This is a genomic window from Roseibium aestuarii (assembly GCF_008477545.1).
In the GTDB taxonomy this organism is placed as follows: Bacteria; Pseudomonadota; Alphaproteobacteria; order Rhizobiales; family Stappiaceae; genus Roseibium; species Roseibium aestuarii.
In genome coordinates, this window is the sequence record NZ_VORA01000002.1 from 490,622 (window position 1) to 514,383 (window position 23,762).

The 23,762-nt window shown below is 64.2% G+C and carries 19 protein-coding genes and 1 pseudogene; 10 read left to right on the forward strand and 10 right to left on the reverse strand.

Annotation, left to right across the window (positions count from 1 at the left end; translation table 11 throughout):
- Nucleotides 1-48: 48 nt before the first annotated feature.
- The gene (locus tag FR728_RS10775; protein ID WP_244304541.1) at nt 49-873 is read right to left on the reverse strand and encodes a HugZ family pyridoxamine 5'-phosphate oxidase; all 825 of its coding nucleotides are present in this window, start codon (nt 871-873) and stop codon (nt 49-51) included.
- A 282-nt stretch (nt 874-1,155) separates the two neighbouring features.
- Here FR728_RS10775 and FR728_RS10780 point away from each other — a divergent pair, with 282 nt between their 5' ends.
- On the forward strand, nt 1,156-1,590 hold the full coding sequence (locus FR728_RS10780) for a BA14K family protein (protein WP_149892670.1): 435 nt from the start codon (nt 1,156-1,158) through the stop codon (nt 1,588-1,590).
- 146 nt (nt 1,591-1,736) lie between these two features.
- On the opposite strand, the gene FR728_RS19360 is transcribed toward FR728_RS10780, so the two are convergent.
- Nucleotides 1,737-2,630, reverse strand: coding sequence for an extensin family protein (locus FR728_RS19360; protein ID WP_149892671.1), 894 nt, complete (start codon nt 2,628-2,630; stop codon nt 1,737-1,739).
- On the opposite strand from FR728_RS19360, the gene FR728_RS10790 reads away from it, so the two are divergent.
- Nucleotides 2,629-3,261, forward strand: coding sequence for a LysE family translocator (locus FR728_RS10790; RefSeq protein ID WP_149892672.1), 633 nt, complete (start codon nt 2,629-2,631; stop codon nt 3,259-3,261). The genes FR728_RS19360 and FR728_RS10790 overlap by 2 nt on opposite strands.
- Before the next feature lie 65 nt (nt 3,262-3,326).
- Here FR728_RS10790 and FR728_RS10795 read toward each other — a convergent pair whose 3' ends face one another.
- From FR728_RS10795 to FR728_RS10825, 7 genes are all read right to left on the reverse strand, one after another.
- Nucleotides 3,327-4,523: a DUF2336 domain-containing protein gene (locus FR728_RS10795; RefSeq protein ID WP_208998769.1), complete on the reverse strand. Its 1,197-nt coding sequence runs from the start codon at nt 4,521-4,523 to the stop codon at nt 3,327-3,329.
- Between the two features lie 638 nt (nt 4,524-5,161).
- Nucleotides 5,162-8,890, reverse strand: a complete 3,729-nt coding sequence (metH, locus tag FR728_RS10800) for a methionine synthase (protein WP_149892673.1) — start codon at nt 8,888-8,890, stop codon at nt 5,162-5,164.
- A gap of 28 nt (nt 8,891-8,918) precedes the next feature.
- Nucleotides 8,919-9,827, reverse strand: coding sequence for a methylenetetrahydrofolate reductase [NAD(P)H] (gene metF / locus FR728_RS10805; RefSeq protein WP_149892674.1), 909 nt, complete (start codon nt 9,825-9,827; stop codon nt 8,919-8,921).
- Between the two features lie 4 nt (nt 9,828-9,831).
- Nucleotides 9,832-10,842 carry an ArsR/SmtB family transcription factor gene (locus FR728_RS10810; protein ID WP_149892675.1) on the reverse strand — a complete coding sequence of 337 codons (1,011 nt, stop codon included), beginning with the start codon at nt 10,840-10,842 and terminating at the stop codon, nt 9,832-9,834.
- A gap of 322 nt (nt 10,843-11,164) precedes the next feature.
- The gene (locus FR728_RS10815; RefSeq protein ID WP_149892676.1) at nt 11,165-12,253 is read right to left on the reverse strand and encodes a DUF2336 domain-containing protein; all 1,089 of its coding nucleotides are present in this window, start codon (nt 12,251-12,253) and stop codon (nt 11,165-11,167) included.
- Nucleotides 12,254-12,630: 377 nt separating this feature from the next.
- On the reverse strand, nt 12,631-14,805 hold the full coding sequence (gene katG / locus FR728_RS10820) for a catalase/peroxidase HPI (protein WP_149892677.1): 2,175 nt from the start codon (nt 14,803-14,805) through the stop codon (nt 12,631-12,633).
- A 475-nt stretch (nt 14,806-15,280) separates the two neighbouring features.
- Nucleotides 15,281-16,831: a catalase gene (locus FR728_RS10825; protein WP_149892678.1), complete on the reverse strand. Its 1,551-nt coding sequence runs from the start codon at nt 16,829-16,831 to the stop codon at nt 15,281-15,283.
- 120 nt (nt 16,832-16,951) lie between these two features.
- On the opposite strand from FR728_RS10825, the gene FR728_RS10830 reads away from it, so the two are divergent.
- The 6 genes from FR728_RS10830 (at nt 16,952) to FR728_RS10855 (ending at nt 22,249) form a co-directional block, all read left to right on the forward strand.
- The gene (locus tag FR728_RS10830; RefSeq protein ID WP_149892679.1) at nt 16,952-17,863 is read left to right on the forward strand and encodes a LysR substrate-binding domain-containing protein; all 912 of its coding nucleotides are present in this window, start codon (nt 16,952-16,954) and stop codon (nt 17,861-17,863) included.
- A 203-nt stretch (nt 17,864-18,066) separates the two neighbouring features.
- Nucleotides 18,067-18,765: a hypothetical protein gene (locus FR728_RS10835; RefSeq protein WP_188318875.1), complete on the forward strand. Its 699-nt coding sequence runs from the start codon at nt 18,067-18,069 to the stop codon at nt 18,763-18,765.
- Nucleotides 18,766-18,767: 2 nt separating this feature from the next.
- On the forward strand, nt 18,768-20,324 hold the full coding sequence (locus FR728_RS10840; protein WP_149892681.1) for a hypothetical protein: 1,557 nt from the start codon (nt 18,768-18,770) through the stop codon (nt 20,322-20,324).
- Nucleotides 20,325-20,486: 162 nt separating this feature from the next.
- Nucleotides 20,487-21,008 (forward strand): VPLPA-CTERM sorting domain-containing protein, encoded by a 522-nt coding sequence (locus tag FR728_RS10845; protein WP_149892682.1) that lies wholly within the window; start codon nt 20,487-20,489, stop codon nt 21,006-21,008.
- A 148-nt stretch (nt 21,009-21,156) separates the two neighbouring features.
- Complete coding sequence (locus tag FR728_RS10850) at nt 21,157-21,771, forward strand: class I SAM-dependent methyltransferase (protein WP_149892683.1); 615 nt, start codon at nt 21,157-21,159, stop codon at nt 21,769-21,771.
- Nucleotides 21,772-21,850: 79 nt separating this feature from the next.
- Nucleotides 21,851-22,249 (forward strand): hypothetical protein, encoded by a 399-nt coding sequence (locus tag FR728_RS10855; protein ID WP_149892684.1) that lies wholly within the window; start codon nt 21,851-21,853, stop codon nt 22,247-22,249.
- A gap of 22 nt (nt 22,250-22,271) precedes the next feature.
- On the opposite strand, the gene FR728_RS10860 is transcribed toward FR728_RS10855, so the two are convergent.
- Entirely contained in the window at nt 22,272-22,919 is a 648-nt protein-coding gene (locus FR728_RS10860; protein WP_149892685.1) for a helix-turn-helix transcriptional regulator, read from the reverse strand.
- A 125-nt stretch (nt 22,920-23,044) separates the two neighbouring features.
- On the opposite strand from FR728_RS10860, the gene FR728_RS10865 reads away from it, so the two are divergent.
- Both FR728_RS10865 and FR728_RS10870 read left to right on the forward strand, forming a co-directional pair.
- Nucleotides 23,045-23,299, forward strand: coding sequence for a hypothetical protein (locus tag FR728_RS10865; protein ID WP_149892686.1), 255 nt, complete (start codon nt 23,045-23,047; stop codon nt 23,297-23,299).
- A 72-nt stretch (nt 23,300-23,371) separates the two neighbouring features.
- A pseudogene (locus tag FR728_RS10870) lies at nt 23,372-23,677 on the forward strand (DUF2293 domain-containing protein); the annotation flags it as partial.
- Nucleotides 23,678-23,762: the final 85 nt, after the last annotated feature.

Consider the following 23,762-nt stretch of genomic DNA (forward strand, 5'->3'; position numbering starts at 1 on the left):
CCTCACCTGACCCGACCTGCTGGCCGGGTCAGGGGCAATGTGCTGTCTTCAGGCCTGATCCTGCCCGGCAATGAGGGAGCGGGCCTTCTTGGCCAGGGCGACCAGCGCGCCCTTCATGTCGGCGCCTTCGTCCAGATGCTCGTCGTACCAGAGCCGGGCATGACGGTCGCCCAGACGCAGGTCGGCCCCTTCCGGGTCGAGCCCGGCGAGCACCCAGGCGCCCTCCGGTTCCTTGAGCAGGACCTCCGCATAGAGTTTCACGGCGTCGCCGTGATCCTCGTTCATGTGAGACACCGCCCCCGCCTCGCGGGCCACCAGCGGGGCGCAGGTCGCCTCGTCGAGCACCAGATCGCCGGCCGTCAGAGCATAGGCCTTGCCGAACCCGCCATTCAGGCTGGCGCGCAGCACCTCGAGACGGAAGAAGTCGAAATCGGGAAACTCGGCATAGAGCTCGGCCTTGGGGTTGCGCGCCAGATAGCGCCGCTTGCAGCGCTCGCGCAGCTCCGTGCCGCGTTCCGCCTTCACCGCCCGGCAGGCGACAGACATGCGCGGATGGGCGAGCGGATCCCCCTTGCCCGGCTCTCCGACCAGCAGCGAGCAGCGCGGATCGGCCGCAAGCGCCGCCGTATGCCCGGAAAGCCGGGAGATCAGGATGATGGGCGTGCCATCGATATCGGTGGCCACCGCCGTGCGGGTTGCGAGCGGATGCCCGTCCTCCGGCTCGAGGGTCGCCAGCGCCCCGTGGCGGGCAAGCCGCAGCAGGCCGCGCGCCTGACGGCGGGCAGCATCGTCGGTTGCCTGCAACACGTCGGGCTTCTTTTTTTCAGCTTCGTTCATGACGCCGCCAGTCGGCGTCGCGGGATCGTCCGTCATCAGTCCTCCTCCTCGGAGCAAAGAAACTGCAATGGGTTACGGCCACCTCGCGCCGGTGGCCCCGATCCTCTCCCACCTCTCTATAGCCCGCTGCCTGCGAGGCGAAAAGCCGGATTGCGAAGCTGAACGCCAGATGAACGGGGATCTCAGAACCGGTTCAGCCGTTGTGAGAGATATTGGCCTCATCAGGAACGGAGCCGAGGGCGACCCCTCCCCGTCCACCGGAACCACCGGCGCTCGGTTCAGCGGAACTCAGGGCCGAACCTTCGAAAGGACATCGCCATGACCTTCAACAGCAACAGCCTTCTCGGCAAGATCATCGCCGTCGCCATGACCGGTGCTGTCCTGCTGCCCATGACCTCCGCCGCCCAGGCCGACCACCGCCACGGCTGGCGCGACCACGGACACCGCCACTATGAAGCCCCCCGCCGCAAGGGCATCGATCCGGGTGCAGCGGTTGCCGCCGGCATCATCGGTCTGGCCGCCGGCGCCCTCATCGTCGGCTCCTCCAACCGGGGCTATGCGGCTCCCGCCCCGGCCCCCGGCTATGTCCGCCCGGGCTACGCACCGGTCTATGGCGAGCCCGTCTATGAAGCCCCGGGCTTCCAGCCCTGGAGCCCGGCCTGGTATCGCTACTGCACCTCCAAGTACCGGTCCTTCAACCCGAACACCGGCACCTACACCACCTACAACGGCGAACAGCGTTTCTGTCAGTAGGAGCGGCCACCCCTGACGACGACATCCCCTAGGCCGGCCGAACCGGCGCCGGGAGAGCCTGCCAGGGCATCAGGATCCGATCCGCAGACCCGGGTCACCGCAAGGTGGCCCGGGTTTCCTTTTTGACCCGCGCCGCACGGCCTGTCCTACTGGCAGATCCGATAGGTGCAGTCACGCCCATGGCAGCCCCGGTCGAGATGAAAATGATCCGCGTGATCCGCATCGGCTTCCGGCCCGAGCACCGTGGTGAAATGACCGCAGGCTGCCGAGTGGACAGCCTTCAGGAAGGCGGCTTCCCGAGACTCGCCGCCCCAGTCGTCGGCAACCGTCACCCGCACCCCTGAAGACAGGACGAAACCGGTCACGTCGAGGGCCTCGCCTTTCGCATGTTCAGAAATCTTCGCCTCCGGATTGCCATTGCGATGGCGACAGACATAGCCCGGACCGGTCAGCACCTCGGTGACATCCTCATCAAGCATGCGTCGGGCGATCTCTCGCAGATCCTGACGGAAAAAGGTTGAGAGCAATCCTGCCAGCCCGCAGGAAATCTCCGGTCGAGACGGCAGGCCCGGCTTTCCGCCGGCTGGGGCTTCCAGACGCACGGCCGGTGCAACCCCGCAAGATCCCTCACCCACCAGGGGCGGCAGGGACGTCAGGAAGGCTCCCTCAATCGGACAAGCCTCCGGCAGAAGCTGCGCACGCGCCAGCCAGTCGGGCAAGGTCTCTCCGGGTGAGCGAGCAAGCACCTGCAGGGGAAGCCCAATTGGGACAGCGTGCATGTCCCCCTCAGGCCACGTCTGCGGGGGTTTAAGCTGAACTTGTGGCACAGGACGCTCGGGCGGCAGCGGAGGAGATGTAAACACGGGCTCATCGGTCTGCGGCGCGCTGGCGGCTGCATTCCATCCAAGGGCCGCGCCCAGAAGCCCGAGGGCGAGCGCGACACCGCGATACCTTTGTCCGCGTGACAATTCCGGGGCACGTGGCGTATCTTGCCGCGCTTGCCCATGAGGGCTCGACCGATTTGCAAAGACCTGGCGCATGTCTCTTGAACTCTACGCGGCCTATGTGGTTGCCACCCTTATCGTCCTGGCCCTGCCGGGGCCGACCGTCATGCTCGTCGTCAGCTATGCGCTGACCCAGGGACGGCGCACCGTTCTGGCAAGCATTCTCGGCGTCGGTCTGGGGGATGCGACGGCTGCGACCGTCTCGCTTCTGGGCATGGGCGCGCTTCTGGCGGCCTCTGCCACCCTCTTCACGCTGATCAAGATCTGCGGCGCGGCCTATCTCGCCTGGCTGGGGCTCAAGCTCTGGCGCGCAAAGCCCCATGTGGCGGAGATGGACGAGGAAGCCAGCCGCAAGACGCAGGTCTCCGCCCGCCGGGTCTTCGTGCATTCCTTCGTGGTGACGGCGCTGAACCCCAAGGGCATCCTGTTCTTCATCGCCTTTCTGCCCCAGTTCGTTGCCCCGTCCCAGCCGCTCGGGCCCCAGCTCGGCCTGCTCGGCGTGACCTTCGTGGTCCTCGCCATGGCCAATGCGGGGATCTATGCGATGCTGGCGGCAGAAGTGGGCGAAAGGTTCCGCAGCCCCACCATCATGGGGCGGATCCAGAAAGTCGGCGGCAGCGTGATGATCGCAGCCGCGCTGCTGACCCTGCGCATGCAGAAGGTCTGACGCGGCCCGAAGCCGCGCTCAACCTGTACCGCAACACTGATCCTGGAAAACGAAGAGCCTGAGCGTCAGGGGGCCTTTGCCCCTGCGCGCTTCTTGCTGACCCGGAAGACGCCTTCATCGGCGCCGTCGCTGCCGTCATCCTCGTCTGCGCCACCCGGCTGGGTCATGGACTTGAGAAGTTCGGCAAGAGCCACCTTGGCCGCCTGAACGCTGAACCCCTCATAGCGCTTCATCGCATCATTGAGCTCATGCACGCCCGAGCCAAGCCGGCGGGCCCGCATGGTCAGGATATGCTTGAAGGCCGAGACATCCAGCTTGTTGGCCTTGCAGAGGATGATGAGCGGCTTGTCGGACTTGGCATAGACCAGGCTCGACACGGAGGCCGGCGGAAGACGGTTGACCGTCGCCAGCAGGATGCCGAGTTCGGCCGCCTTGTCCGCCTTGGCAAAATGCGCCACGGCCTCCTCCAGGGAGGTCTTGCCGGCCCGAACGGCCTCGATCACCTTCTTGGCCTGAGCCATGGACTGTCCGACCCGGCTGGCACGGGCCTTGACCTCTTCCATCGCGCGTCCGGCCATGTTGTCGGCAAGCGACTGATCGCCCCCCACGGCCTGAAGACGCTCGCGCAGCTCCTCGCTCACCATGGAGGCGAGGTTTGCCACGACTTCCTGCGGAAGATCCTCACGCCGCGCCAGAGCCTCCAGCAGCGGCTCGCTGTTTCGTGCCCGGTCCACCAGCTTGGTGAAGGTGCTCTCCCCCAGCGACGCACCCGCATTGCAGGCGACCTTGGTGACCACCTCGTCCGAGCCATTCTCGACCAGAGCTTCGGTCACGGTCTCGTCCAGCTGCGCGCGGCCGGCAATGGCATCCAGGTGGTCCATGCTCTGGCTGGTCGCCAGATCGACCAGATCCTCATCCGTCAGAACCGGGGAATGTTCCAGCACCGGCTGGGCGACGGAAATCTCGTCACGGGCAAGTGTCGTGATCAGGTCACGCGGAGCGGCCGGATGACTGCTCACCCGGCTCGAGAGCGCCATCCGCGTCTCGGCTTCAAGCTCGCCCAGGACACGCATGACGATGTCCCCGAACAGGATACTCACCTGCTCGGCTTCGCGATCCTTTGCGGAAAGGAAAAGATCTGTCACAGCAGAGATCAAGGTCCGGCGGCCGGTCTTGCTCGCATCCTTGGCCATCTCGGACAACATGCCCAGATTCAGCATGGTTTCCTTTCGCTTCTCCCCGTGGCCATCTGCCTGTTGCATGAGGCCTTTCTCAGGAATTTAACCTGTGGGACGAAGTGGAAACAAATGGTTCACGATCCCGTATTTCTGGCAATAATTGAGGCGGCAAAATGCCCTTGCGGCGTAAAAGCCACCCAAAGCGCGAAATTAACAAATGACACACCTAGAGCGCGCATTGTTTCGCTGCAACGCAGCATTTGCAATCCGCTGATTCCCCGGCGTTTTTTCGCAGGCCCAGAGAATCCGGGGCAAATGTGCTCCGGGCCTACCGCTCCACAGCATCTTTTTTGCTTCGCTTCCCCGTCAACCTCTCTTAAGATTGGTTAGGTTTTTAGGAAAAACCGGGAGGCCCGAATGACCCTGACACGCAACCTGAACATGCTCGCATTCCTGTTTGCCTTTGGGTTCCTTGCAGCCATCGTGCTGGGAGTGTTCTGAACCCCGCCTTTCATTCGGTAAGCGATATCTGACACGATGTGCCGATGCGGCGGCACGATTTCCCGGCAAAGTGGGCCGGAAACAGACAAGGGCCGGATCAATGATCCGGCCCTTTTGATTTTAACTACCCGGGGCCGGATCAAGGAACCGGCCCTTTTGATTTTAACCACCCGGGGCCGGATCAAGGAACCGGCCCATTTTACGCGTCGCAATGACCGGGCTTATTCGGCTGCGGCCAGGCGGCGCGGATCGTAGTTGAGAATCGGTGCCAGCCAGCGCTCGGCGAACTCGACCGTCCAGCCCTTGCGTGCCGCATAGTCCTCGACCTGATCCCGCTCGATCTTGCCAACGCCGAAATAGTGGCTGTCCGGGTTGGAGAAATAGAGCCCCGAGACGGACGAGCCTGGCGCCATGGCGAAGCTCTCCGTCAGACGGATGCCGGTCAGGGCCTCCGCGTCGAGCAGACGGAACAGGGTTTCCTTCTCCGTGTGGTCCGGCTGGGCCGGATAGCCCGGCGCCGGACGGATGCCCTGGTACTTCTCCTCGATCAGCTCCTCGTTGGAGAAGGTCTCGTCGGCCGCATAGCCCCAGAGCTCCTTGCGCACGATCTGGTGCAGCTTTTCGGCGAAGGCTTCCGCCAGCCGGTCCGCCAGCGCTTGGCTGAGGATCTTGTTGTAGTCATCGTTGGCCCGGGCAAAGCGCGCTGCCAGCTCTTCCTCACCAAAACCTGCCGTCACGGCAAAGCCACCCACGTAATCGGCCACACCCGAGCCTTCCGGCGCGACGAAGTCGGACAGGGCCACATTGGCGCGTGCCCCCGCCTTGCGGGCCATCTGCTGGCGCAGGGTGTAGAAGGTCGCCAGCTCGCTCGCGCGGCTGTCGTCGCCGTAAAGCACGATGTCGTCACCGCGGGCATTGGCCGGCCAGAACCCGGCCACCCCGTGCGCCTGAAGCAGCTTCTTCTCCACGATCTCGTCAAGCATCCGCCGGGCGTCGTTGTAGAGCGAGGTCGCCGCCTCACCATAGCGATCGTCGGTGAGCACCGCCGGATAGCGCCCCTTGATCTCCCAGGTGGAGAAGAAGGGCGTCCAGTCGATCACCGGCACCAGCTCCTCCAGCGGGAAATCGCGGAAGGTCTTCGTGCCGAAGAAGGAAGGCTTTACCGGTGCAACGGTGGCGAAATCGGCCTTGAAGCCGTTCGCGCGGGCAGAGGCGATCGACACCCGCTCGCCGCCGCTGCGGGCACGGGCATGGTCCTCGGCGATCTTCGCGTATTCTTCGCGGATCTCGGCGTAATAGGGCGCGCGGCCGTTCTCGCTCATCAGCTTGGAGACCACGCCCACCGCACGGCCCGCATCGGTGACATAAATCGCCTGACCGCGGCCATAGTTGGGATGGATCTTCACCGCCGTGTGCACCCGGCTGGTCGTCGCCCCGCCGATCAGCAGCGGAAGGTCCATGCCCTCGCGCTCCATTTCGGCGGCCACATGACACATCTCGTCGAGAGACGGCGTGATCAGGCCGGACAGGCCGATGATGTCGACCTTCTGCTCGCGGGCAACTTCGAGGATCTTCGTCGCCGGAACCATCACGCCCAGGTCGACCACCTCGTAGTTGTTGCACTGGAGAACGACGCCGACGATGTTCTTGCCGATGTCATGCACATCGCCTTTCACGGTCGCCATGAGGATCTTGCCGGCAGACGACTGCGCGGTCAGACCGAGCTCCTGCTTTTCCTTCTCCATGAAGGGCATCAGATAGGCCACGGCCTTCTTCATCACCCGGGCGGACTTCACCACCTGCGGAAGGAACATCTGGCCCGAGCCGAACAGGTCGCCGACCACGTTCATGCCGTCCATCAGCGGACCTTCAATCACATGCAGCGGCCGGTCGAAGCTCTGGCGGGCCTCTTCGGTATCCTCGTCGACGAAATCGGTGATGCCGTTGACCAGCGCATGTTCGAGACGCTTGGCCACGTCCCAGGTCCGCCAGGTGAGATCGGCTTCCTTCTTCTTGCCGCCCTCGCCCTTCCAGCGCTCGGCTGCTTCCAGCAGCTTGTCGGTTGCCTCGGGAGAGCGGTTCAGAACCACGTCTTCACAAAGGTCACGCAATTCCTTGTCGAGCTTGTCATAGACGGCAAGCTGACCGGCGTTGACGATCCCCATGTCCATGCCCTTGGCAATGGCATGATAGAGGAAGACCGAGTGCATGGCCTCGCGCACGCCCTCGTTGCCCCGGAAGGAGAACGAGAGGTTGGACACGCCGCCCGATACATGGGCGTGCGGCAGGTTCTCGCGGATCCAGCCCGTCGCCTCGATGAAGTCGACGCCGTAGTTGTTGTGCTCCTCGATGCCGGTGGCCACCGCGAAGATGTTCGGGTCGAAGATGATGTCTTCCGGCGGCAGGCCCACCTTCTCCGTCAGGATCTTGTAGGACCGGGCGCAGATCTCGATCTTGCGCTCGTAGCTGTCGGCCTGACCGGTCTCGTCGAAGGCCATGACGACCACGGCCGCCCCGTAGCGGCGCACCAGCTTGGCCTGTTCGATGAACTGGGCCTCGCCCTCCTTCATGGAGATCGAGTTGACGACGCCCTTGCCCTGAATGCACTTCAGGCCGGCCTCGATCACGGTCCACTTGGAACTGTCGATCATGATCGGCACGCGGGCAATGTCCGGCTCTGCGGCGATCAGATTGAGGAAGGTGACCATGGCCTCTTCGGAGTCCAGCAGGCCCTCGTCCATGTTCACGTCGATGATCTGGGCGCCGTTTTCCACCTGATCGCGGGCCACATCAAGGGCGGTCGCATAGTCGCCTTCCTTGATCAGCTTGCGGAAGCGGGCGGAGCCGGTGACGTTGGTGCGCTCGCCCACATTGACGAAATTGACTTCCGGCGTCAGCACGAAAGGCTCGAGACCCGAGAGGCGCATGTGGACGGGAACATCCGGCAGCTTGCGCGGTGCAATGTCCTTCACCGTCTCGGCAATGGCGCGGATATGGGCCGGCGTGGTGCCGCAGCAGCCGCCGACCACGTTCACGAGACCGGAGTCCGCGAAGTCGCGGATCAGGCTCGCCATATATTCCGGGCTCTCGTCATACTCGCCGAATTCGTTCGGCAGGCCGGCATTCGGATAGGCGCAGACCAGCGTGTCCGCCAGACGCGACAGCTCGGCGATATGGGCGCGCATCTCGCGGGCACCAAGGGCGCAGTTCAGGCCGATGGACAGCGGACGGGCATGGCGCACGGAGTTCCAGAAGGCTTCCGGCGTCTGGCCGGAGAGCGTGCGGCCGGACAGGTCGGTGATCGTGCCGGAAATCATCACCGGCAGCACCCGCCCGACCTCCTCGAAGACCTCGTCGATGGCAAACAGCGCGGCCTTGGCATTCAGCGTGTCGAAGATGGTCTCGACCAGCAGGATGTCGGCGCCACCGGCGATCAGGCCGCGCACGGCCTCCGCATAGGCAATGCGCAGGTCATCGAAGGAGACGGCCCGGAAGCCCGGATTGTTCACATCCGGCGAGATGGAGGCGGTGCGGTTGGTCGGCCCGAGCGCGCCCGCCACGAAACGCGGACGGGACGGATCGCGGGCGGTGACCAGATCGCAGGCCTCGCGGGCCAGACGGGCGGAGACCTCGTTCAGCTCGAAGGCCAGTGCTTCCATGCCGTAGTCGGCCTGGGCGATGGTGGTCGAGGAGAAGGTGTTGGTCTCGACGATATCGGCACCCGCTTCCAGATAATCCACGTGGATCTGGCGGATGACATCCGGCTGGGTGAGCGACAGAAGGTCATTGTTGCCCTTCACGTCCTGCGGCCAGTCGGCAAAGCGCGCACCCCGGTAATCCTCTTCGGAGAACCGGTGGTTCTGGATCTCGGTGCCCATGGCCCCGTCCAGGATGAGGATGCGCTTGGCGGCGGCGGCCCGCAGGCTGTCGGTGAGATGGCTCTTGGTCATGGGGTCACTCTTGTCCTGTGCGTCCGCTTCACGCGGCCTCTTGTCCGTTCTCATCGCCCATGCCGAGCATCCGGCACAGGGCATAGGTCAGGTCGGCCCGATTCATGGTGTAGAAATGGAAGTCGGAAATACCCCGGTCGACCAGATCCATCACTTGTTCGCAGGCCACCCCTGCCCCGACAAGCTTGCGGGTTTCCGCATCCTCGCCAAGCCCGGCAAAGCGGCGGGCGAGCCAGTCGGGGATCGTCGTGCCGCATCTTTCCGAGAAGCCGACGGTCTGCTCGAAATTCTGGATCGGCAGGATGCCCGGCACCACCGGAATGGAGATCGAGGCCTTGGCGAGCCGTTCCAGATAATCCTCGAACAGGTCATTGTCGAAGAAATACTGGGTGATAACCCGGTCGGCTCCGGCGTCCACCTTGCGCTTCAGATTGTCCAGCTCGACCTGCCAGTCGCCGCTTTCCGGATGACGCTCCGGATAGCCCGAGACGGACACGTCGAAATTGCCGATCTTCTTCACCCCGGCCACCAGGTCGGCCGCATAGGCATAGCCTTCCGGATGGGATTCATAGGGCGTTCCGATGCCCGTCAGCGGGTCACCGCGCAGGGCCACCAGATGCCGCACACCCATGTCCCAATAGTCCTGCACGATCGCATCGACCTCGGACCGCGCGGCCCCGACGCAGGTCAGATGCGCGGCCGGACGCATGCCGGTCTCGTTGAGGATCCGCTCCACCGTGCGGTGGGTGCGCTCACGGGTGGAGCCGCCCGCGCCATAGGTCACGGATACGAAGGACGGGTTGAGGGCTTCCAGACGCTTGACGGTTGCCCACAGGGTCTCGGCCATCTTGTCCGTCTTCGGCGGAAAGAACTCGAAGGAGGCCGTGATGTTCGGCCCGCCCGTGTCACGGGAACGGCGATGGGGATGATCGCTCATGGTGTTACGCAACCTCTCGGTTCGGGTCGGCCACCGGAAGATCCGTGATGATGCGCGGATCTCGGGCCACCCACAAAGTGACTGTCAGTTTCTGAGTTTCTTCCGCCCGGGGGGCGAGGTCTGTGACCTGTTCCAGATCCAGGTCCAGGCCTTGCAGCCAGGACTTCATCTGGTCATGGGAAAAGCCGAGGCGCCGGTGAGCATGTTCCTCGCGCAGGAATTCCAGCCCGTGCGGGGCGAAATCCACGATGAGCAGCCGGCCGCCCGGCCGCAGGGCGCGCGCCGCCTCCGCAAGCGCCCGGGCCGGATCTTCAAGGAAGTGAAGGACCTGATGGACCGCCACCACATCAAAGGAGCGGGGCGGCACGTTGAGCGCATAAATGTCGCCATGGCGCACCTGCGCTGCCCCCAGATCGGCACGGGCGAGATTGGCCCGGGCCACCGCCAGCATGTCGTGCGAGGCATCGATGCCAAGCGCGGTGTCATAGCGGTCGCTCAGAAGTTCAAGCAGGCGACCGGTGCCGGTGCCCAGATCCAGGAAGCTGCGGAAGGACTGCGGACCGAGTGCCGCCAGAATGGCACGCTCCACTTCGCTGTCGGCGGCGTGGAGCGAGCGCTCCTCGTCCCAGGTCCGGGCCTTGGAGGCGAAATAGCGGGCAGCCTCTTCAGCCTTGGCGCGGCGCAGCGCCTCAAAGCGCTCCCGGTCGGCGACGAGAACCGGATCGCTTGCCTGAAGACGGGCCACGAGATCCCGGGCAAAGGCGCCCTCGGCCCCATCGCCCAGCCGGTAATAGACCCAGGAGCCTTCCGGATAGCGGCGGATCAGATGAGCTTCCGCCAGAAGCTTGAGATGGCGCGAGATGCGCGGCTGGCTCTGCCCGAGAATGGCGGTCGCATCTTTGACCGTCAGTTCGCTCTCCGCCAGCAGAGACACGAGCCGCAGGCGGGTTTCCTCCGCCACGGCCCGAAGCACGGCAAGACCTGCATCCAACGAAAGGCTGTTCTGTTCTGGCATGGCGTGTCCGATCACAATCCGTTCCCCTCATGAGCCCTGCAAGCTCACCGGTCAGAACGCTGATTTTGATATAAAGATATCTTTATACCGATCAAGCCAAAAATGCAAGTCATGAACAGGTGGCGCCCGGCCCGCACAATGCATCTAGGCGACGCGACACCGCCGTGCGAACGCTAGGGGCTTCAAGGCCTTGCAGAGAGCCTCACGAAGGGCCCTGGGGGAGACACCTCGACGGGCGACCGCATGGATCACAAAAAAGAGGCGGCGGTTCGCGCCCCGAACCACCGCCCTGTTCTTGTTTTGGTTTGAAGTCGTGTTCTTGTCAGCCGGACATTCCGGCATGGGCCCAAATGGCCAGCTTGCGCTTGGCGTCGGAGACGCTCATGCGTTCAAAGGCCTGAAGCGACGTCTTTCGGGACTCCGGCGTCAGGCGGTGGCGCCAGGGCCCGATGTTGAGCAGCTGGCTGACGGTGATGGCGGAAATGCCGTTGGCACGGGCCACCACCAGGAAGGGTTCCGGATCCGGCCGCACCATCCAGTGACTGACCTCCTGGATGCCGTAGCGGGCGATCCAGGCAAAGGTAGCCACCACTTCGGCGAACCGGTCTTCATTGGCGAAGCGGCGCAGGGCCGCCTCGTCGATCATGCCGCGCTTGGCCAGCACGAGCACGCGGGTCTGCGCGGTCTCGAAGTCATAGCGGCCGAGCCAGTATTCGTTGCTCATGTTGACGGCGAGCGCGTCGACCGCCTCGTCCACGCGGCTGGCTTCCTCGCCCTGCCCGCGGCTGACCAGCTTGGCCCGCACATCTTCGGCGGCCACGGCAATCAGCTGGTGAATGTGGTTGTCGGCCAGATCCGGGCGATCGCTCAGGATCTCCTGCATGCTGACATCCTTCGCGGATTCGTGGATCAGCGCACAGAGCGTGCCGTCATTGAAGAGAGCGCCGCCATTCTTGGCCACGGCCCGCTTCACGACGATGTCGCCGCGCCGAACCAGCACATCCGTAACCATTTCGGACAGGACATCGCGGCGGGCGATGGCAAGTCGGTGGTCATCGCCATGCTTGTCGGCAAGCTCCACCAGGTCCACGTCGCGCAGGATCGGGCTTTCACGCAGGATCGGCTCGGCGACCGCGATATCGTCTCCGGCGAGGTGGCGCACGGTCTGTTCGGGACCGCGGCGCAACCGCGCCATCTTCTCGGCCACGAATTGACGGACTTCCCGTTCCACCATGCCGACAAGGCGCAGCAGCACCCCGTCATAGATTTCCACCTGTTCGGCGGAGCATCTGTCGGAGGTATAGGAGAAAAGCGTTGCCACCTGCCTCGCAAGCTCGGCCGAACGCGAAGCGTTGGCTTCCGCATCCAGGGCCTTGAAGTTCACAAGTTCAGTTTTCAGCGCGTCAGACATTTCGCACACCGGCTCCAGGTTGAGTCCCGATCACACTGCCTTGAGGATTTAAAAAACCCTTAAATCCATTTTCGACCAATAAAATCAGATTTAGCTAAAATAGCTGACCATTGCCCGAAGGCCCCTCTCCAGTGAGGGGCAAGGTATTGGAATTCATAAGAGATCTGCCTCGCCTGAGCAACGGCAGCCTCCGCAGGATTGCGGATAAAAGCAGTGAAATATTTCTTCTCGATAAGCCCTCGTTTTCATGACGCAGCGTCCTGCTGGACGGCATCCGTCGCCCCTCGACGCGGCAAGGGCGGACACCCCGGTGGACAATGAAAAAGGGGCAGCCTTTCGGCCGCCCCTCATTCCGTCATCAGCTAACCTTGGGCCGATCAGGCCTGCAGGTCGAACCGGTCGGCGTTCATCACCTTGACCCATGCGGCAACGAAATCGTTGACGAAGCGGTCGAAGGCATCGTCCTGCGCGTAGACTTCCGCATAGGCGCGCAGGATCGAGTTGGAACCGAACACCAGATCCGCACGGGTGGCGGTGAACACCTTGGCGCCGGTCTTGCGGTCGCAGATGTCATAGGTGTTCTTGCCGGTCGGCTTCCAGGTGTAGGCCATGTCGGTCAGGTGGATGAAGAAGTCGTTGGACAGAACGCCTTCCTGATCCGTGAACACGCCGTGCTTGGTGCCACCATGGTTGGTACCCAGAACGCGCAGGCCGCCGAGCAGGACGGTCATTTCCGGACCGGTCAGACCCATCAGCTGGGCGCGGTCGAGCATCAGCTCTTCCGGGCTCACCACGTAGTCCTTCTTCACCCAGTTGCGGAAGCCGTCATGGATCGGCTCCAGCGGAGCGAAGCTGGCCGCATCGGTCATCTCGTCGGTTGCGTCGCCACGGCCCGGTGCGAAGGGAACGGAGAGATCGAAGCCGGCCGCATCTGCAGCCATCTCGATACCCACGTTACCAGCCAGGACGATGGTGTCGGCCACGGAAGCACCGAACTTGGCCGCCAGCGGCTCGAGAACGGCGAGAACCTTGGCCAGACGAGCCGGCTCGTTGCCTTCCCAATCCTTCTGCGGAGCCAGACGGATGCGGGCACCGTTTGCACCGCCGCGCATGTCGGACTGACGGTAGGTGCGCGCGCTGTCCCATGCGGTGGAGACCAGCTCGGACACGGACAGGCCGCTGGCGGCAATCGCCGACTTCAGACCACCAATGTCGTAGTTGGTTTCACCGGCCGGAACCGGGTCCTGCCAGATGAGGACTTCCTTCGGAGCTTCCGGACCGACATAGCGGACCTGCGGGCCCAGATCACGGTGGGTCAGCTTGAACCAGGCGCGAGCAAAGGTGTCGCGGAAGTATTCCGGATCGGCCATGAACTTTTCGCAGATGGCGCGATAGGTCGGGTCCATCTTCATGGCCATGTCGGCGTCGGTCATGATCGGCATGCGACGGACGGACGGGTCCGACGCGTCAACCGGCATGTGCTCTTCCTTGATGCCGACCGGCTGCCACTGCTGGGCACCTGCCGGGCTGCGGGCCAGTTCCCACTCGTAGCCGAACAGGAGCTCGAAATAGCCCATGTCGAACACGGTCGGGTTGGTCGTCCAGGCGCCTTCGATCCCGGAGGTGATGGCGTTTGCCGCCTTGCCCTGCAGGTTCGGGTTGGACCAGCCAAGGCCCTGATCGGCGAAGTCGGCAGCTTCCGGCTCGGAGCCGAGGGTGGCCGCATCGCCATTGCCGTGGCACTTGCCGACGGTGTGACCGCCAGCGGCCAGCGCTGCGGTTTCCTCGTCGTTCATGGCCATGCGGGCGAAGGTCTCACGCACCTGCTGAGCGGTCTTGAGCGGATCCGGCTTGCCGTTCACCCCTTCCGGGTTCACGTAGATCAGGCCCATCTGCACGGCAGCCAGCGGGTTTTCCATGGTGGCCGGGTTCGCGACGTCACCATAGCGTTCGTCGGACGGTGCCAGCCATTCCTTTTCGGCGCCCCAGTAGACGTCCTTTTCGGGATGCCAGATGTCCTGACGGCCGAAGGAGAAGCCGAAGGTCTTCAGACCCATGGATTCGTAAGCGACGTTACCGGCCAGGATGATCAGGTCGGCCCAGGAGATGGCGTTGCCATACTTCTTCTTCACCGGCCACAGCAGGCGGCGCGCCTTGTCCAGGGAGACGTTGTCCGGCCAGGAGTTCAGCGGGGCGAAGCGAATGTTGCCCGTGCCGCCGCCACCGCGGCCATCGGCCAGACGGTAGGAACCGGCAGAGTGCCAGGCCAGACGGATCATCAGGCCGCCGTAATGACCGTAGTCGGCCGGCCACCAATCCTGGCTGTCGGTCATCAGGGCGTGCAGGTCGGCCTTGAGGGCTGCAACGTCCAGCTTCTTCAGCTCTTCACGATAGTCGAAGTCCTCGCCCAGCGGGTTGGACTTGGTGTCGTGCTGATGCAGGATGTCCAGGTTGAGCGCCTTCGGCCACCAGGCCGTGTTGCTCGTTCCGGTTTCGGTCACGCTGCCGTGCATGACCGGGCATTTTCCGGCGCTGTCGCTCTTGGCGTCCATCGTCTCTCTCCGATGCTCTAGTCTGATTGAGTGCCCGAGAGAGGGCCTGCCCCGGCGTTCCGGTGGCATGTGGTCTCTCCCAGCCCGCCTCGCGGCGAGTTCGGCGCCACTATGTCGAGGCGGCGGGATAAGGTCCAATTGTATTGATTCCAAACTATGATAAGAATTTCTGATTGATCTCCCGGAGCCCCCCGAAGTTCTCCTTATGGCGCAGGTGTCCGTTAACCGGACAAGCGCGAAAGGCCAGCGCGGCAAACCTCTTGCCGCACGGATCCTGACCCGGCCACCCGCGCAGGGCCCGGGCGCTCCACGCCGCACCGCCTCCCCACTCGAGGCCAAGACCCCACAACCGCGACCCTCCGCCGCAGGCAGAGCCCCCGTCGCAGCCTTCTCTTCACGAGCCAGAAAGAGAATCGGGCCCGGATGCGAAAGCACCCGGACCCGCTGAAATCTTCACGCGCGATGAGGCAGACCCTTACTCGGCCGCGATCGTCGGGCTGTGTGGCTGCTCATCCCCCGCCTCATGCGGCGTATCCCCGGTGATCGGCAGGCCGTTGGGGTCGTAGCCCGCATCGCGGGACTTCTCCTGCCACACCTTGCGCACGCCCGCCACATAGTCCGGGTGGACCTGAGCCAGATGGCCGAGCCATCGTTCGACGATCTCGGTCGGCACGCCCACCAGCGCACCGCCCATGTTGCCATGCAGCCGGTCGCGAGCGCCCTGATCCATCACCTTTTCATAGAGCGCGCGCGGCTGGGAATAGTCGTCATGCCCGGTACGGTGATCATAGCGGGTGGCATCGCCCGACACCCGCAGCGGCGGTTCCTGCGCGTCGCGCTGCTCCACCGGCCCGTTGAAGGAATTCGGCTCGTAAAAGGCGTTGGGGTTGCCGGTCTTCACGCCGCCATAGACGTTCATCTCCCCGTCCTTGTGATAGTGGTGCACCGGGCAGCGCGGCCGGTTGACCGGGATCTGGTCGTAATGGGTGCCCAGTCGATAGCGATGGGCATCCGCATAGGAGAAGATGCGCGCCTGCAGCATCTTGTCCGGCGACCAGGAGATGCCCGGCACCACGTTGGACGGCGAGAAGGCCGCAGTCTCGATCTCGGCGAAATAGTTTTCCGGGTTCCGGTTCAGCTCGAAGTGACCCACGTCGATCAGCGGGAAGTCCCCGTGCGGCCAGACCTTGGTCAGATCGAACGGATTGAAGCCGCAGGTCTCCGCATCCTTTTCCGGCATGACCTGGATCTGCATGGTCCAGCGCGGATAGTCGCCCTGGTCGATCGCGTTGAAGAGCTGTTCCTGATAGCCCTCGCGGGTGCGGCCGATGATCTCCTCCGCCTCCGCGTTGGACAGCGTCTCAATGCCCTGCTGTGTCTTGAAGTGGAACTTCACCCAGTAGCGCTCGCCCGCGTCGTTCCAGAGCGAATAGGTGTGTGAGCCGTAGCCATGCATGTGCATCGGCGACTTTGGCAGGCCCCGGTCGGACATGAGGATGGTCACCTGATGCAGGCTTTCTGGCGACAGGGACCAGAAGTCCCACATGGCGGTGGGAGAGCGCATGTTGGTCTTGGGATGCCGCTTTTGGGTGTGGATGAAGTCGGGGAACTTGTAGCCGTCCCGGATGAAGAAGACCGGCGTGTTGTTTCCCACCAGATCCCAGTTGCCTTCCTCGGTGTAGAACTTCAGGGCAAAGCCGCGCACGTCGCGCTCGTGATCTGCCGCCCCCTGCTCGCCTGCCACCGTCGAGAACCGGGCCAGCATCGGCGTTTCCGCGCCCGGCTGCAGGGCCTTGGCGCGCGTGTAGCGGGAAATGTCGCCAGTGATCCTCAGAACCCCGTGGGCGCCCCACCCCTTGGCGTGGACGGTGCGCTCCGGGATCCGCTCGCGGTTCTGATGCGCCAGCTTCTCCAGCAGCTGATAATCCTGCAGCAGCAGCGGCCCCCGCTCTCCCGCCGTCACGCTGTCCTGATTGTTCGGCCAGGGGGCACCTGCGGTCGTCGTCAGTTTCGGCTTGTCGGTCATGAGGGTCTCCTTCTCCCTTGAGGCTTGCAACTCCTGCAGGGAAGACGGATCGCACCGCCCCCGGTTCCGATCAGCACCGATTGTATTGAATGCGATCTCTCATAAGCGTATCTTATCGGGATGATCTCCCTTCGCCAGCTCCGCTATCTCGACGCCCTCGCCACCCACCTGCATTTCCGCAAGGCCGCTGATGCGGTGTCCGTCTCCCAGCCTGCCCTGTCCATGCAGATCAAGGAGCTGGAACGCGACCTCGGCGTCATGCTGATCGAGCGCCTGCCCAACCGGGTGCGCCTCACCCGGGAAGGTGAGGAAGTGGCCGCCCGCGCTCGCGCCATCCTCACCGACGTGCAGGACCTTCACGACTACGCCCGCCAGGCCGGCCAGCCCCTCACCGGCCCCCTGCGGCTCGGGATCATTCCCTCGATCGCGCCCTATCTCCTGCCGCGCATCCTGCCGGTTCTCTCCAGCGCCCACCCGGAACTGCGGCTCACCATTCGCGAGACCCTGACCCAGGCGCTGACCGAGGAGCTGCAGGAAGGCAAGCTCGATGCGATCATCATCGCCCTGCCCGCAGACACGGCCGGACTCATCAGCGAGCCGCTCTTCGAGGACCGGTTCCTGCTGGCCCGCTGCGCGTCCGATACCCTGGACCGGGACCGGCGGGTGCTGCCCGATGATCTGGAAAAGGAAAATATCCTGCTTCTGGAAGAGGGCCACTGCCTGCGCGATCAGGCGCTCAACTATTGCCAGAATGTCTCCACCGCCGGAGGCAACACCCTGGGCGCGACCTCGCTGGCCACCGTGATGCAGATGGTTGCCGCCGGCTATGGGGTGACGCTTCTGCCCGAAATCTGCGCCGACTTCGAGGTGCGTGACGAACGGGTGACCCTGCTGCGCTTCGCCGATCCCCAGCCTGCCCGCACGGTGGGGCTGGTCTGGCGCAAGTCCTCCCCGCGCTCGAAGGATTTCGGCATACTCGTCGACACCCTGCGCAAGACCGTGGGCAAGGCCGGCTGCCGTCTCGCCGGATGAAACAGCAAAATCGCTCGGAAACAAAAGGAAAATTGTCCTGCCATGCTGCGGGTGCTAACGTCGCATGACATTTCAGCAAGCAATTTCCTGCCCCGCCCATGCCCATCATCCAGACGCGCACACCCACCGACCCCGGCCTTTACCCGCTGCGGATTGTCGAGCTCCCCTTCGCGCCCGGCGACCGAGTGGAAAAGGGGGCCATCATGGCCCGCCTCGAACTGTCGGATGGACGTAAGGTAGGGATCCGCGCACCGGTGACGGGCATCCTTCAAGCGGGACCGCCTGTCGGCACGATCTTCACGAGCGCGTCCCCCCTGCTCCAGTTGCAGACCGACGCGCCGGAGACCGAACCGGCCCCGCAAGCGCCACAAACGCGGCCTGTCAGCGATTCCGCGCCCACGGCCCAACGCCCTCATGAGACCATGACGCCTGCGTCCATCAAGCCGCCGGTGAAGCAATGGCGTCCACCGCTCGGCCTGCAGATCGCCTTTCTCGTGCTCGTCTTCAGCCCACTTGCCTGGTCGGTTCTCGACACCGACAGTTTCGAGCGCAAGGGCGGCGAGATGATCGAGACGGTCACCGATGTGGGCGGCGCGATCCTCCGCTTCCCCCTTCAGATCATCGGCGGTATCGGTCACCAGATCGGCAAGCTGCGACCCGAAAGTGCGGACAGCAACACAGACGTCGCCGCCACCAACACGAGCGACGGCAGCCAGGACCAGGCCACCACCTCCGCCCCGCTAGTGCCGCCGACCATCGAGAAGATCGCCCTGCCCGAATGGACGCCTGATGCGCCATCGCTTCTCGTCAGCACCCTCGATCTGGCCGCTGCCGACAACGGCAAGACCCCGAAGCGCAGCGCAGAGCAGCAAAAGGCCTTCGACGCCTGGATGGAGGAGTGACCATGCCCCGCAGAACGAGACCGCTCCTTGCCCGTCTGGCCAGCGCTCTGATCCTGGCATTGTCCGCTTGCGTCCTCTCCGCTGCAAGCGTGCAGGCCGAGGACCGCTACACCTTCAATGCCGCAGACAAGGTCTATCAGGACACCCTGAACCAGAAATACTTCAGCTGGGACGCGAAGCTGACCATGTTCGCCCTCATGGGCGATCCCGTGCTCTCGGCCAGATTCCGATATCGGTTCAACAGTCCCACCACGGTGCCCCTGCCGGCGCTGGACGGAACCCACACCTATTTCCAGGCCCAGCTGACGGACATCCCGGAGGAGTATCGCACCGGCTTCCAGGCCTATGACATCAAGGTCGTCTTCCGCCTGCACACCACCTCCGGCTACACCCAGGGCTACAAGGTCGTCGTCGACATCGGCGATCCCGGCAAGGCGGACGGACAGGCCTGGTCCTTCAACATCCCCGAGTCCTCCGACTGGGACCACTTCCTTATGCGCGACAATGCCCAGCAGCAGGATTACGTCTCTGCCGAGGAGGCCAGGAAGGTTTTCGCCGGCGGGCTGGAGCTTTGGGATGCGCAAATCGTCTCGATCAAGTATACCGCCTTCGACCTGCAGGAATGGTACCGCGGCGCCACTTCCTGGCCGAAGCTGAGGTCCACCATCGCCGCCTACAACGTCCTGGCAGAAGGCGTCGAGCGCTCCACCGGCTACAAGGTGCCGCGAAAGCCTCAGGTCGAGCCGGATTCCATGAAGAGTTCCGTCCCCTATGACGACAGAGGCACCCAGGCCAGGAGGCTCGCCGAGGCGGAACGGGAACTGAACAAGCTCATGCGGCTTCCGGCCAGGTTCATGACGCCCGAAAACCGCAAGCCCTACGATGACGCCCGTTCCTACGTGCCAGAATTCATGGTCTATCCGCAAATGCTGGTCGATGACTGGACGTCCGGCGATCAGGACCCTGCCCTGTTGCCCAAGGGCTACCCGGCCGGCGAAGCGCAGGCAAAATACAAGTTCGCCAAGATCGACGGCGAGCGATGGGTCACCGATTTGCAGGGCAACAAGGTCATGGAGCTCGACGGGTCACAGGTCCTGCTCGGGCAGGCCTATGTGCTGGACGGGGAATACCACTACTCCAGGGAGACCTGCGTGTCCGAGAACCTCGTGGAGCTCCGCATCATCAACCCTGCCAATGGGGCGGTTCTCGCCTCGCTCTCGACCCCCTGTCAGGATCCGAAGAAACGCTTCCGCTTTGCCGAAGTCCTCATTCATGATCTCGAGGGCAAGACCCGCGATCCCTGGGAACACAGGGACACGGACGAAGGCTCGGTCGATTATGTCGAACTCAAGGGCTTCAACGTGGACGGAGAGGTGATCCGCCGCTGGAACCATAGCTGCGGTGCGGAAAACGTCATCGTCAGGGGCCAGGCCCATGTCCGCGAGATCAGCTTCCCCGACCTTCAGGTCGGCGACTTCGGCCTGCGGGAAGCGCAGGGGAAGACCATCGAAGATACGGGATGCGAGCTCGGCCCGGCCTTCATTCAAACGACGCGCTGATCCATCCGGCCTCTGCCTTCGGTCTCCGTCCGGAACGCCACCGTCCTTTGCTTGAGCTCAACGCGTCAAAATATCTTTACGCAACGTGAGGATGTGCTAGCTTTCCGAATATTTCCCTCGGAGATTTTTCGAATGTCAGCTTTTCTCAGGACCTTTGTTGCAATGCTTCTGGTGTGCCTGGGCACCATGAGCGCCAGCGCCTCGACGCTTTTGAATGACATTGTCGCCATCAACCTGAAGGCAGATGCGAACTACGGCAGCTTCGTGAAGACGGTCGGCGCAGGGGCCGAGGCCACCTATTTCAGTGCTCTTTCGGTCGACATGAATGCAGGCGCCGGGGGCGACTTGCTGCAGATCTCGTCCACTCGTTCTGCCTCCAGCATCGACGAGACAAACCTGTTTCCCGTTGTATGGACATTCTCTCTTCTCAATTTCTCCGATGGCTCGGTGCTCAGCGGCTTCGAAGTGATCACCTCGGCGTTCTCGGACCTCGTGGTCGACTTCGGCCCGGACTGGCTGACCCTGTCCTATGCGGATGCCACCGTCCCCGAGGGAACCCTGATCAGCGGCCGTTTCATCACCACGCCCGTGACCCAGGCCATTCCCCTGCCCGCGCCCGCACTTCTGGTGCTGACCGGGATCGCGGGGCTTGCCGCCGTGGGGCGCCGCAAGCGCTCCGCCTGACCGCAGGCGTCACTGGAATGGTGCCCCAGCGCTTGACGCAGGCGGCAGGCAGGACGTCGCGAGACACAGGTGATGACGGACGGGCGGGATCGGGCTAGAAGCGGAGCACAAACGCCCGCCCGTTCCTCTCCCACCGGACCTTTTTCCCATGCCCCAGGACGCGATCACCGGTTACGAAAGCCTCGGCCCGGAGTGGATCGAGCGGACCGAGGCCGTCGATCCGGTCAAGCTCTACGGGCTGGTGCTGGATCTCCTGCCCGAGACGCTGAAGGGTCTCGCCGTGCTCGATCTGGGGGCAGGTTCCGGGAGGGATGCCGCCTGGCTCGCCCGGCGCGGCGCAGTGGTCACGGCGGTGGAGCCCTGCGCGCCCTTGCGCGAAGCCGGTCAGGCCCGCCACCGGGCCATTCCGATCCACTGGGTGGACGACCGCTTCCCCAACCTCTCCCGCGTGACCCAGCGCTACGGCCTCATTCTGGTGACCGGTGTCTGGCACCATCTGGACGAGGCCGAACAGCCGCTCGCCTTCCAGCGGCTGGCTCAGCTGCTGGCGCCGGGCGGCCGGCTCGTCATGGCCCTGCGCCACGGGGAAGCGGCTGCCCATCACATCAATTTCCTGATCGACGAGGACGCGCTGTTGAGCTGGGCCGAGGCCTTCGGCCTGCGAACCCTTCGCCGCAAGCAAGCCCAGTCCCAGGGGGACTGGAACCTCAGCCACGGCGTCCGCTGGACCTGGCTGGTGCTGGAGCGGCCCGAGCCTTCCTGACGTCAACCGGCGCACGCAAAATGTTCCGCCGCCGCGGATAAGGATTGGCGCCGGACCGATTCCCCGGCAGGATCAGCCCATGGGAACACAGACACTCCAGGCCCGGATCCGTATCCGGTTGAAACAGCTCAATCTGACGCCAACCGCAGCCTCTCGAAGGGTGAGTGAGAACCATGACCTGTTCCGGCAGGTTTTGCGCCTCGAAGGCAACGGTTCGCCCCGGGTCGACACGGTCTTCCGGATTGCCGAAGCGCTGGAAACGTCCTTCGTCTGGCTGGTCACCGGGGAAGAGGGCGCCGCGACCGCGCGTGCCCCCACTGAAGGCCCGCTCGATCGGGACCGGATCCGCGATGCGATCATCGCCGCCCTCGGGTTCCTGAAGGCGCAGGGCCGCGAGGCCGACCCGGACACCCTCGCCGAGCTGGTCACCGGTCTCTATCTCGGTCTGGAGCCGCGTGAAGAGGATCGCCCGGCCTGACCTCGGCCGGGATCGGCGCGTTTCAGGCCGCCTTGCTGGACCGCAGGCTGGCGCGATAGACGCAGCGGTGATCGCCGGACAGAAGATGCTCGGCCCGCAGCACATCCACATCATCCCCCAGAACCTCCTGGAAGAGACGCAGCTCGGACCGGCAGAACCCCTGGCAGGCTGTAGCCGCCGCGCAGATGGAGCAGTGGTTCTCGATCAGCAGGAAACTGTCGGGCTCCCCCTCCAGCGCCTGAACCTCGGCCATGTAGCCTTCCCGGGACCGGATCTCCGCCAGCGCCTCAAGCCGGGAGCGCAGGTCGCCCCGGTCCGCCACCGCGCTCGCATAGGTGCTGCGCATCTGGTCCTCGCGCAGGGCAATCAGGGCCTCCAGCCCCTCTTCCCCATGCAGCGTCCGCATTCCCGCCAGAAGGCTCAGGATCAGGCCCGAGTGATTGTCGGGAAACTGGCGATGGCCGTCAGCGGTGAGCTTCCAGATCCGGCGCGGGCGCCCCACTCCGGACCGGACATCCTCGAAGGCGACCAGCCCGTCCTGGGACAGGCTGTCCAGATGCTGCCGCGCCGCCACGGCCGTGACCGCAAGCCCCCCGGCAAGCTCCGCAGCGGTCTGGGGGCCTGAGGTCTTGAGGGCGGTCAGAATTCGGGTCTTGGTGCGATCGGACATGCCCCCTTCTAGCACGGCCCGACCCATAAAAAAAGTTTTTGCTTTTCATATTGCCAGAACGGCACCGTCGGGCGTAATTGGAAAAGACTTTTCTTTTCTAATTGGAGTCTCCCGTGCCTCGCCCCATGCCCCAAACGCGTTTCGCTGCTCCCTGGCCCTGCGTCTCCGCGAGCCCGTTCCTGCGCCTGTCCACCGGCTGGACCGGCCGTCTCTCGTCGGCCCTCCAGCACGCGCTGTCCGGCTGGCAAAGCCGGCGTGGCCTTGCCCAGCTGCCTCCCTGCCTGGAAGCCGACGTTCTGGGCGACCGGATGGAGACGGAGTTCGAAACCGGACGCGCACCGCACAAGCACCTCTGGACCGGACCGTCCCGGCGGAGATAATGGCGGGGCGCGCCAGGCGCCGATCGAATCGATCCCTCTGCCCGGTGTCCCTGCAGAGGATGCAAGCAAGGCATGACCGGAACCCGACGCGAGAAGGAAATGCGCAAGGCCCTGCGGACCCTCATCCCCCGGGCCCCCATGGCCGATGCGGAACCGATCCTCGATCTGGCGCTGGCCGGCCACCTGCGTCACCTGCCGCCCTCCATTGCCCTGTGGCAGGCCACCACCGCCCATGTGCGCCACACCCACACGGAGTATGACGCGCTTCTGGCCGAGGGCTATGATCAGGACTCCTCCCGGTTTTTCGTTCTCGACGCCATGAACGACCTGCTCCAGTCCTGGGGCTGCGGCCGACAGGTGCCGACCGAGGATCCAGACACGGACCAGGTCTCGCGAACCCGCTTGCGAAAACCCGCTGAAGCAATTCAGCAACAGCTTTGCCCGTGCTTTCGCATCACGAAGA

Bases quoted from the DNA above. Each gene is read 5' to 3' on its own strand.
- FR728_RS10775 (WP_244304541.1), bottom strand. From the start codon at position 873: ATGACGGACGATCCCGCGACGCCGACTGGCGGCGTCATGAACGAAGCT.
- FR728_RS10780 (WP_149892670.1), top strand. From the start codon at position 1,156: ATGACCTTCAACAGCAACAGCCTTCTCGGCAAGATCATCGCCGTCGCC.
- FR728_RS10790 (WP_149892672.1), top strand. From the start codon at position 2,629: ATGTCTCTTGAACTCTACGCGGCCTATGTGGTTGCCACCCTTATCGTC.
- FR728_RS19360 (WP_149892671.1), bottom strand. From the start codon at position 2,630: ATGCGCCAGGTCTTTGCAAATCGGTCGAGCCCTCATGGGCAAGCGCGG.
- FR728_RS10795 (WP_208998769.1), bottom strand. From the start codon at position 4,523: ATGCAACAGGCAGATGGCCACGGGGAGAAGCGAAAGGAAACCATGCTG.
- metH (WP_149892673.1), bottom strand. From the start codon at position 8,890: ATGACCAAGAGCCATCTCACCGACAGCCTGCGGGCCGCCGCCGCCAAG.
- metF (WP_149892674.1), bottom strand. From the start codon at position 9,827: ATGAGCGATCATCCCCATCGCCGTTCCCGTGACACGGGCGGGCCGAAC.
- FR728_RS10810 (WP_149892675.1), bottom strand. From the start codon at position 10,842: ATGCCAGAACAGAACAGCCTTTCGTTGGATGCAGGTCTTGCCGTGCTT.
- FR728_RS10815 (WP_149892676.1), bottom strand. From the start codon at position 12,253: ATGTCTGACGCGCTGAAAACTGAACTTGTGAACTTCAAGGCCCTGGAT.
- katG (WP_149892677.1), bottom strand. From the start codon at position 14,805: ATGGACGCCAAGAGCGACAGCGCCGGAAAATGCCCGGTCATGCACGGC.
- FR728_RS10825 (WP_149892678.1), bottom strand. From the start codon at position 16,831: ATGACCGACAAGCCGAAACTGACGACGACCGCAGGTGCCCCCTGGCCG.
- FR728_RS10830 (WP_149892679.1), top strand. From the start codon at position 16,952: ATGATCTCCCTTCGCCAGCTCCGCTATCTCGACGCCCTCGCCACCCAC.
- FR728_RS10835 (WP_188318875.1), top strand. From the start codon at position 18,067: ATGGCCCGCCTCGAACTGTCGGATGGACGTAAGGTAGGGATCCGCGCA.
- FR728_RS10840 (WP_149892681.1), top strand. From the start codon at position 18,768: ATGCCCCGCAGAACGAGACCGCTCCTTGCCCGTCTGGCCAGCGCTCTG.
- FR728_RS10845 (WP_149892682.1), top strand. From the start codon at position 20,487: ATGCTTCTGGTGTGCCTGGGCACCATGAGCGCCAGCGCCTCGACGCTT.
- FR728_RS10850 (WP_149892683.1), top strand. From the start codon at position 21,157: ATGCCCCAGGACGCGATCACCGGTTACGAAAGCCTCGGCCCGGAGTGG.
- FR728_RS10855 (WP_149892684.1), top strand. From the start codon at position 21,851: ATGGGAACACAGACACTCCAGGCCCGGATCCGTATCCGGTTGAAACAG.
- FR728_RS10860 (WP_149892685.1), bottom strand. From the start codon at position 22,919: ATGTCCGATCGCACCAAGACCCGAATTCTGACCGCCCTCAAGACCTCA.
- FR728_RS10865 (WP_149892686.1), top strand. From the start codon at position 23,045: ATGCCCCAAACGCGTTTCGCTGCTCCCTGGCCCTGCGTCTCCGCGAGC.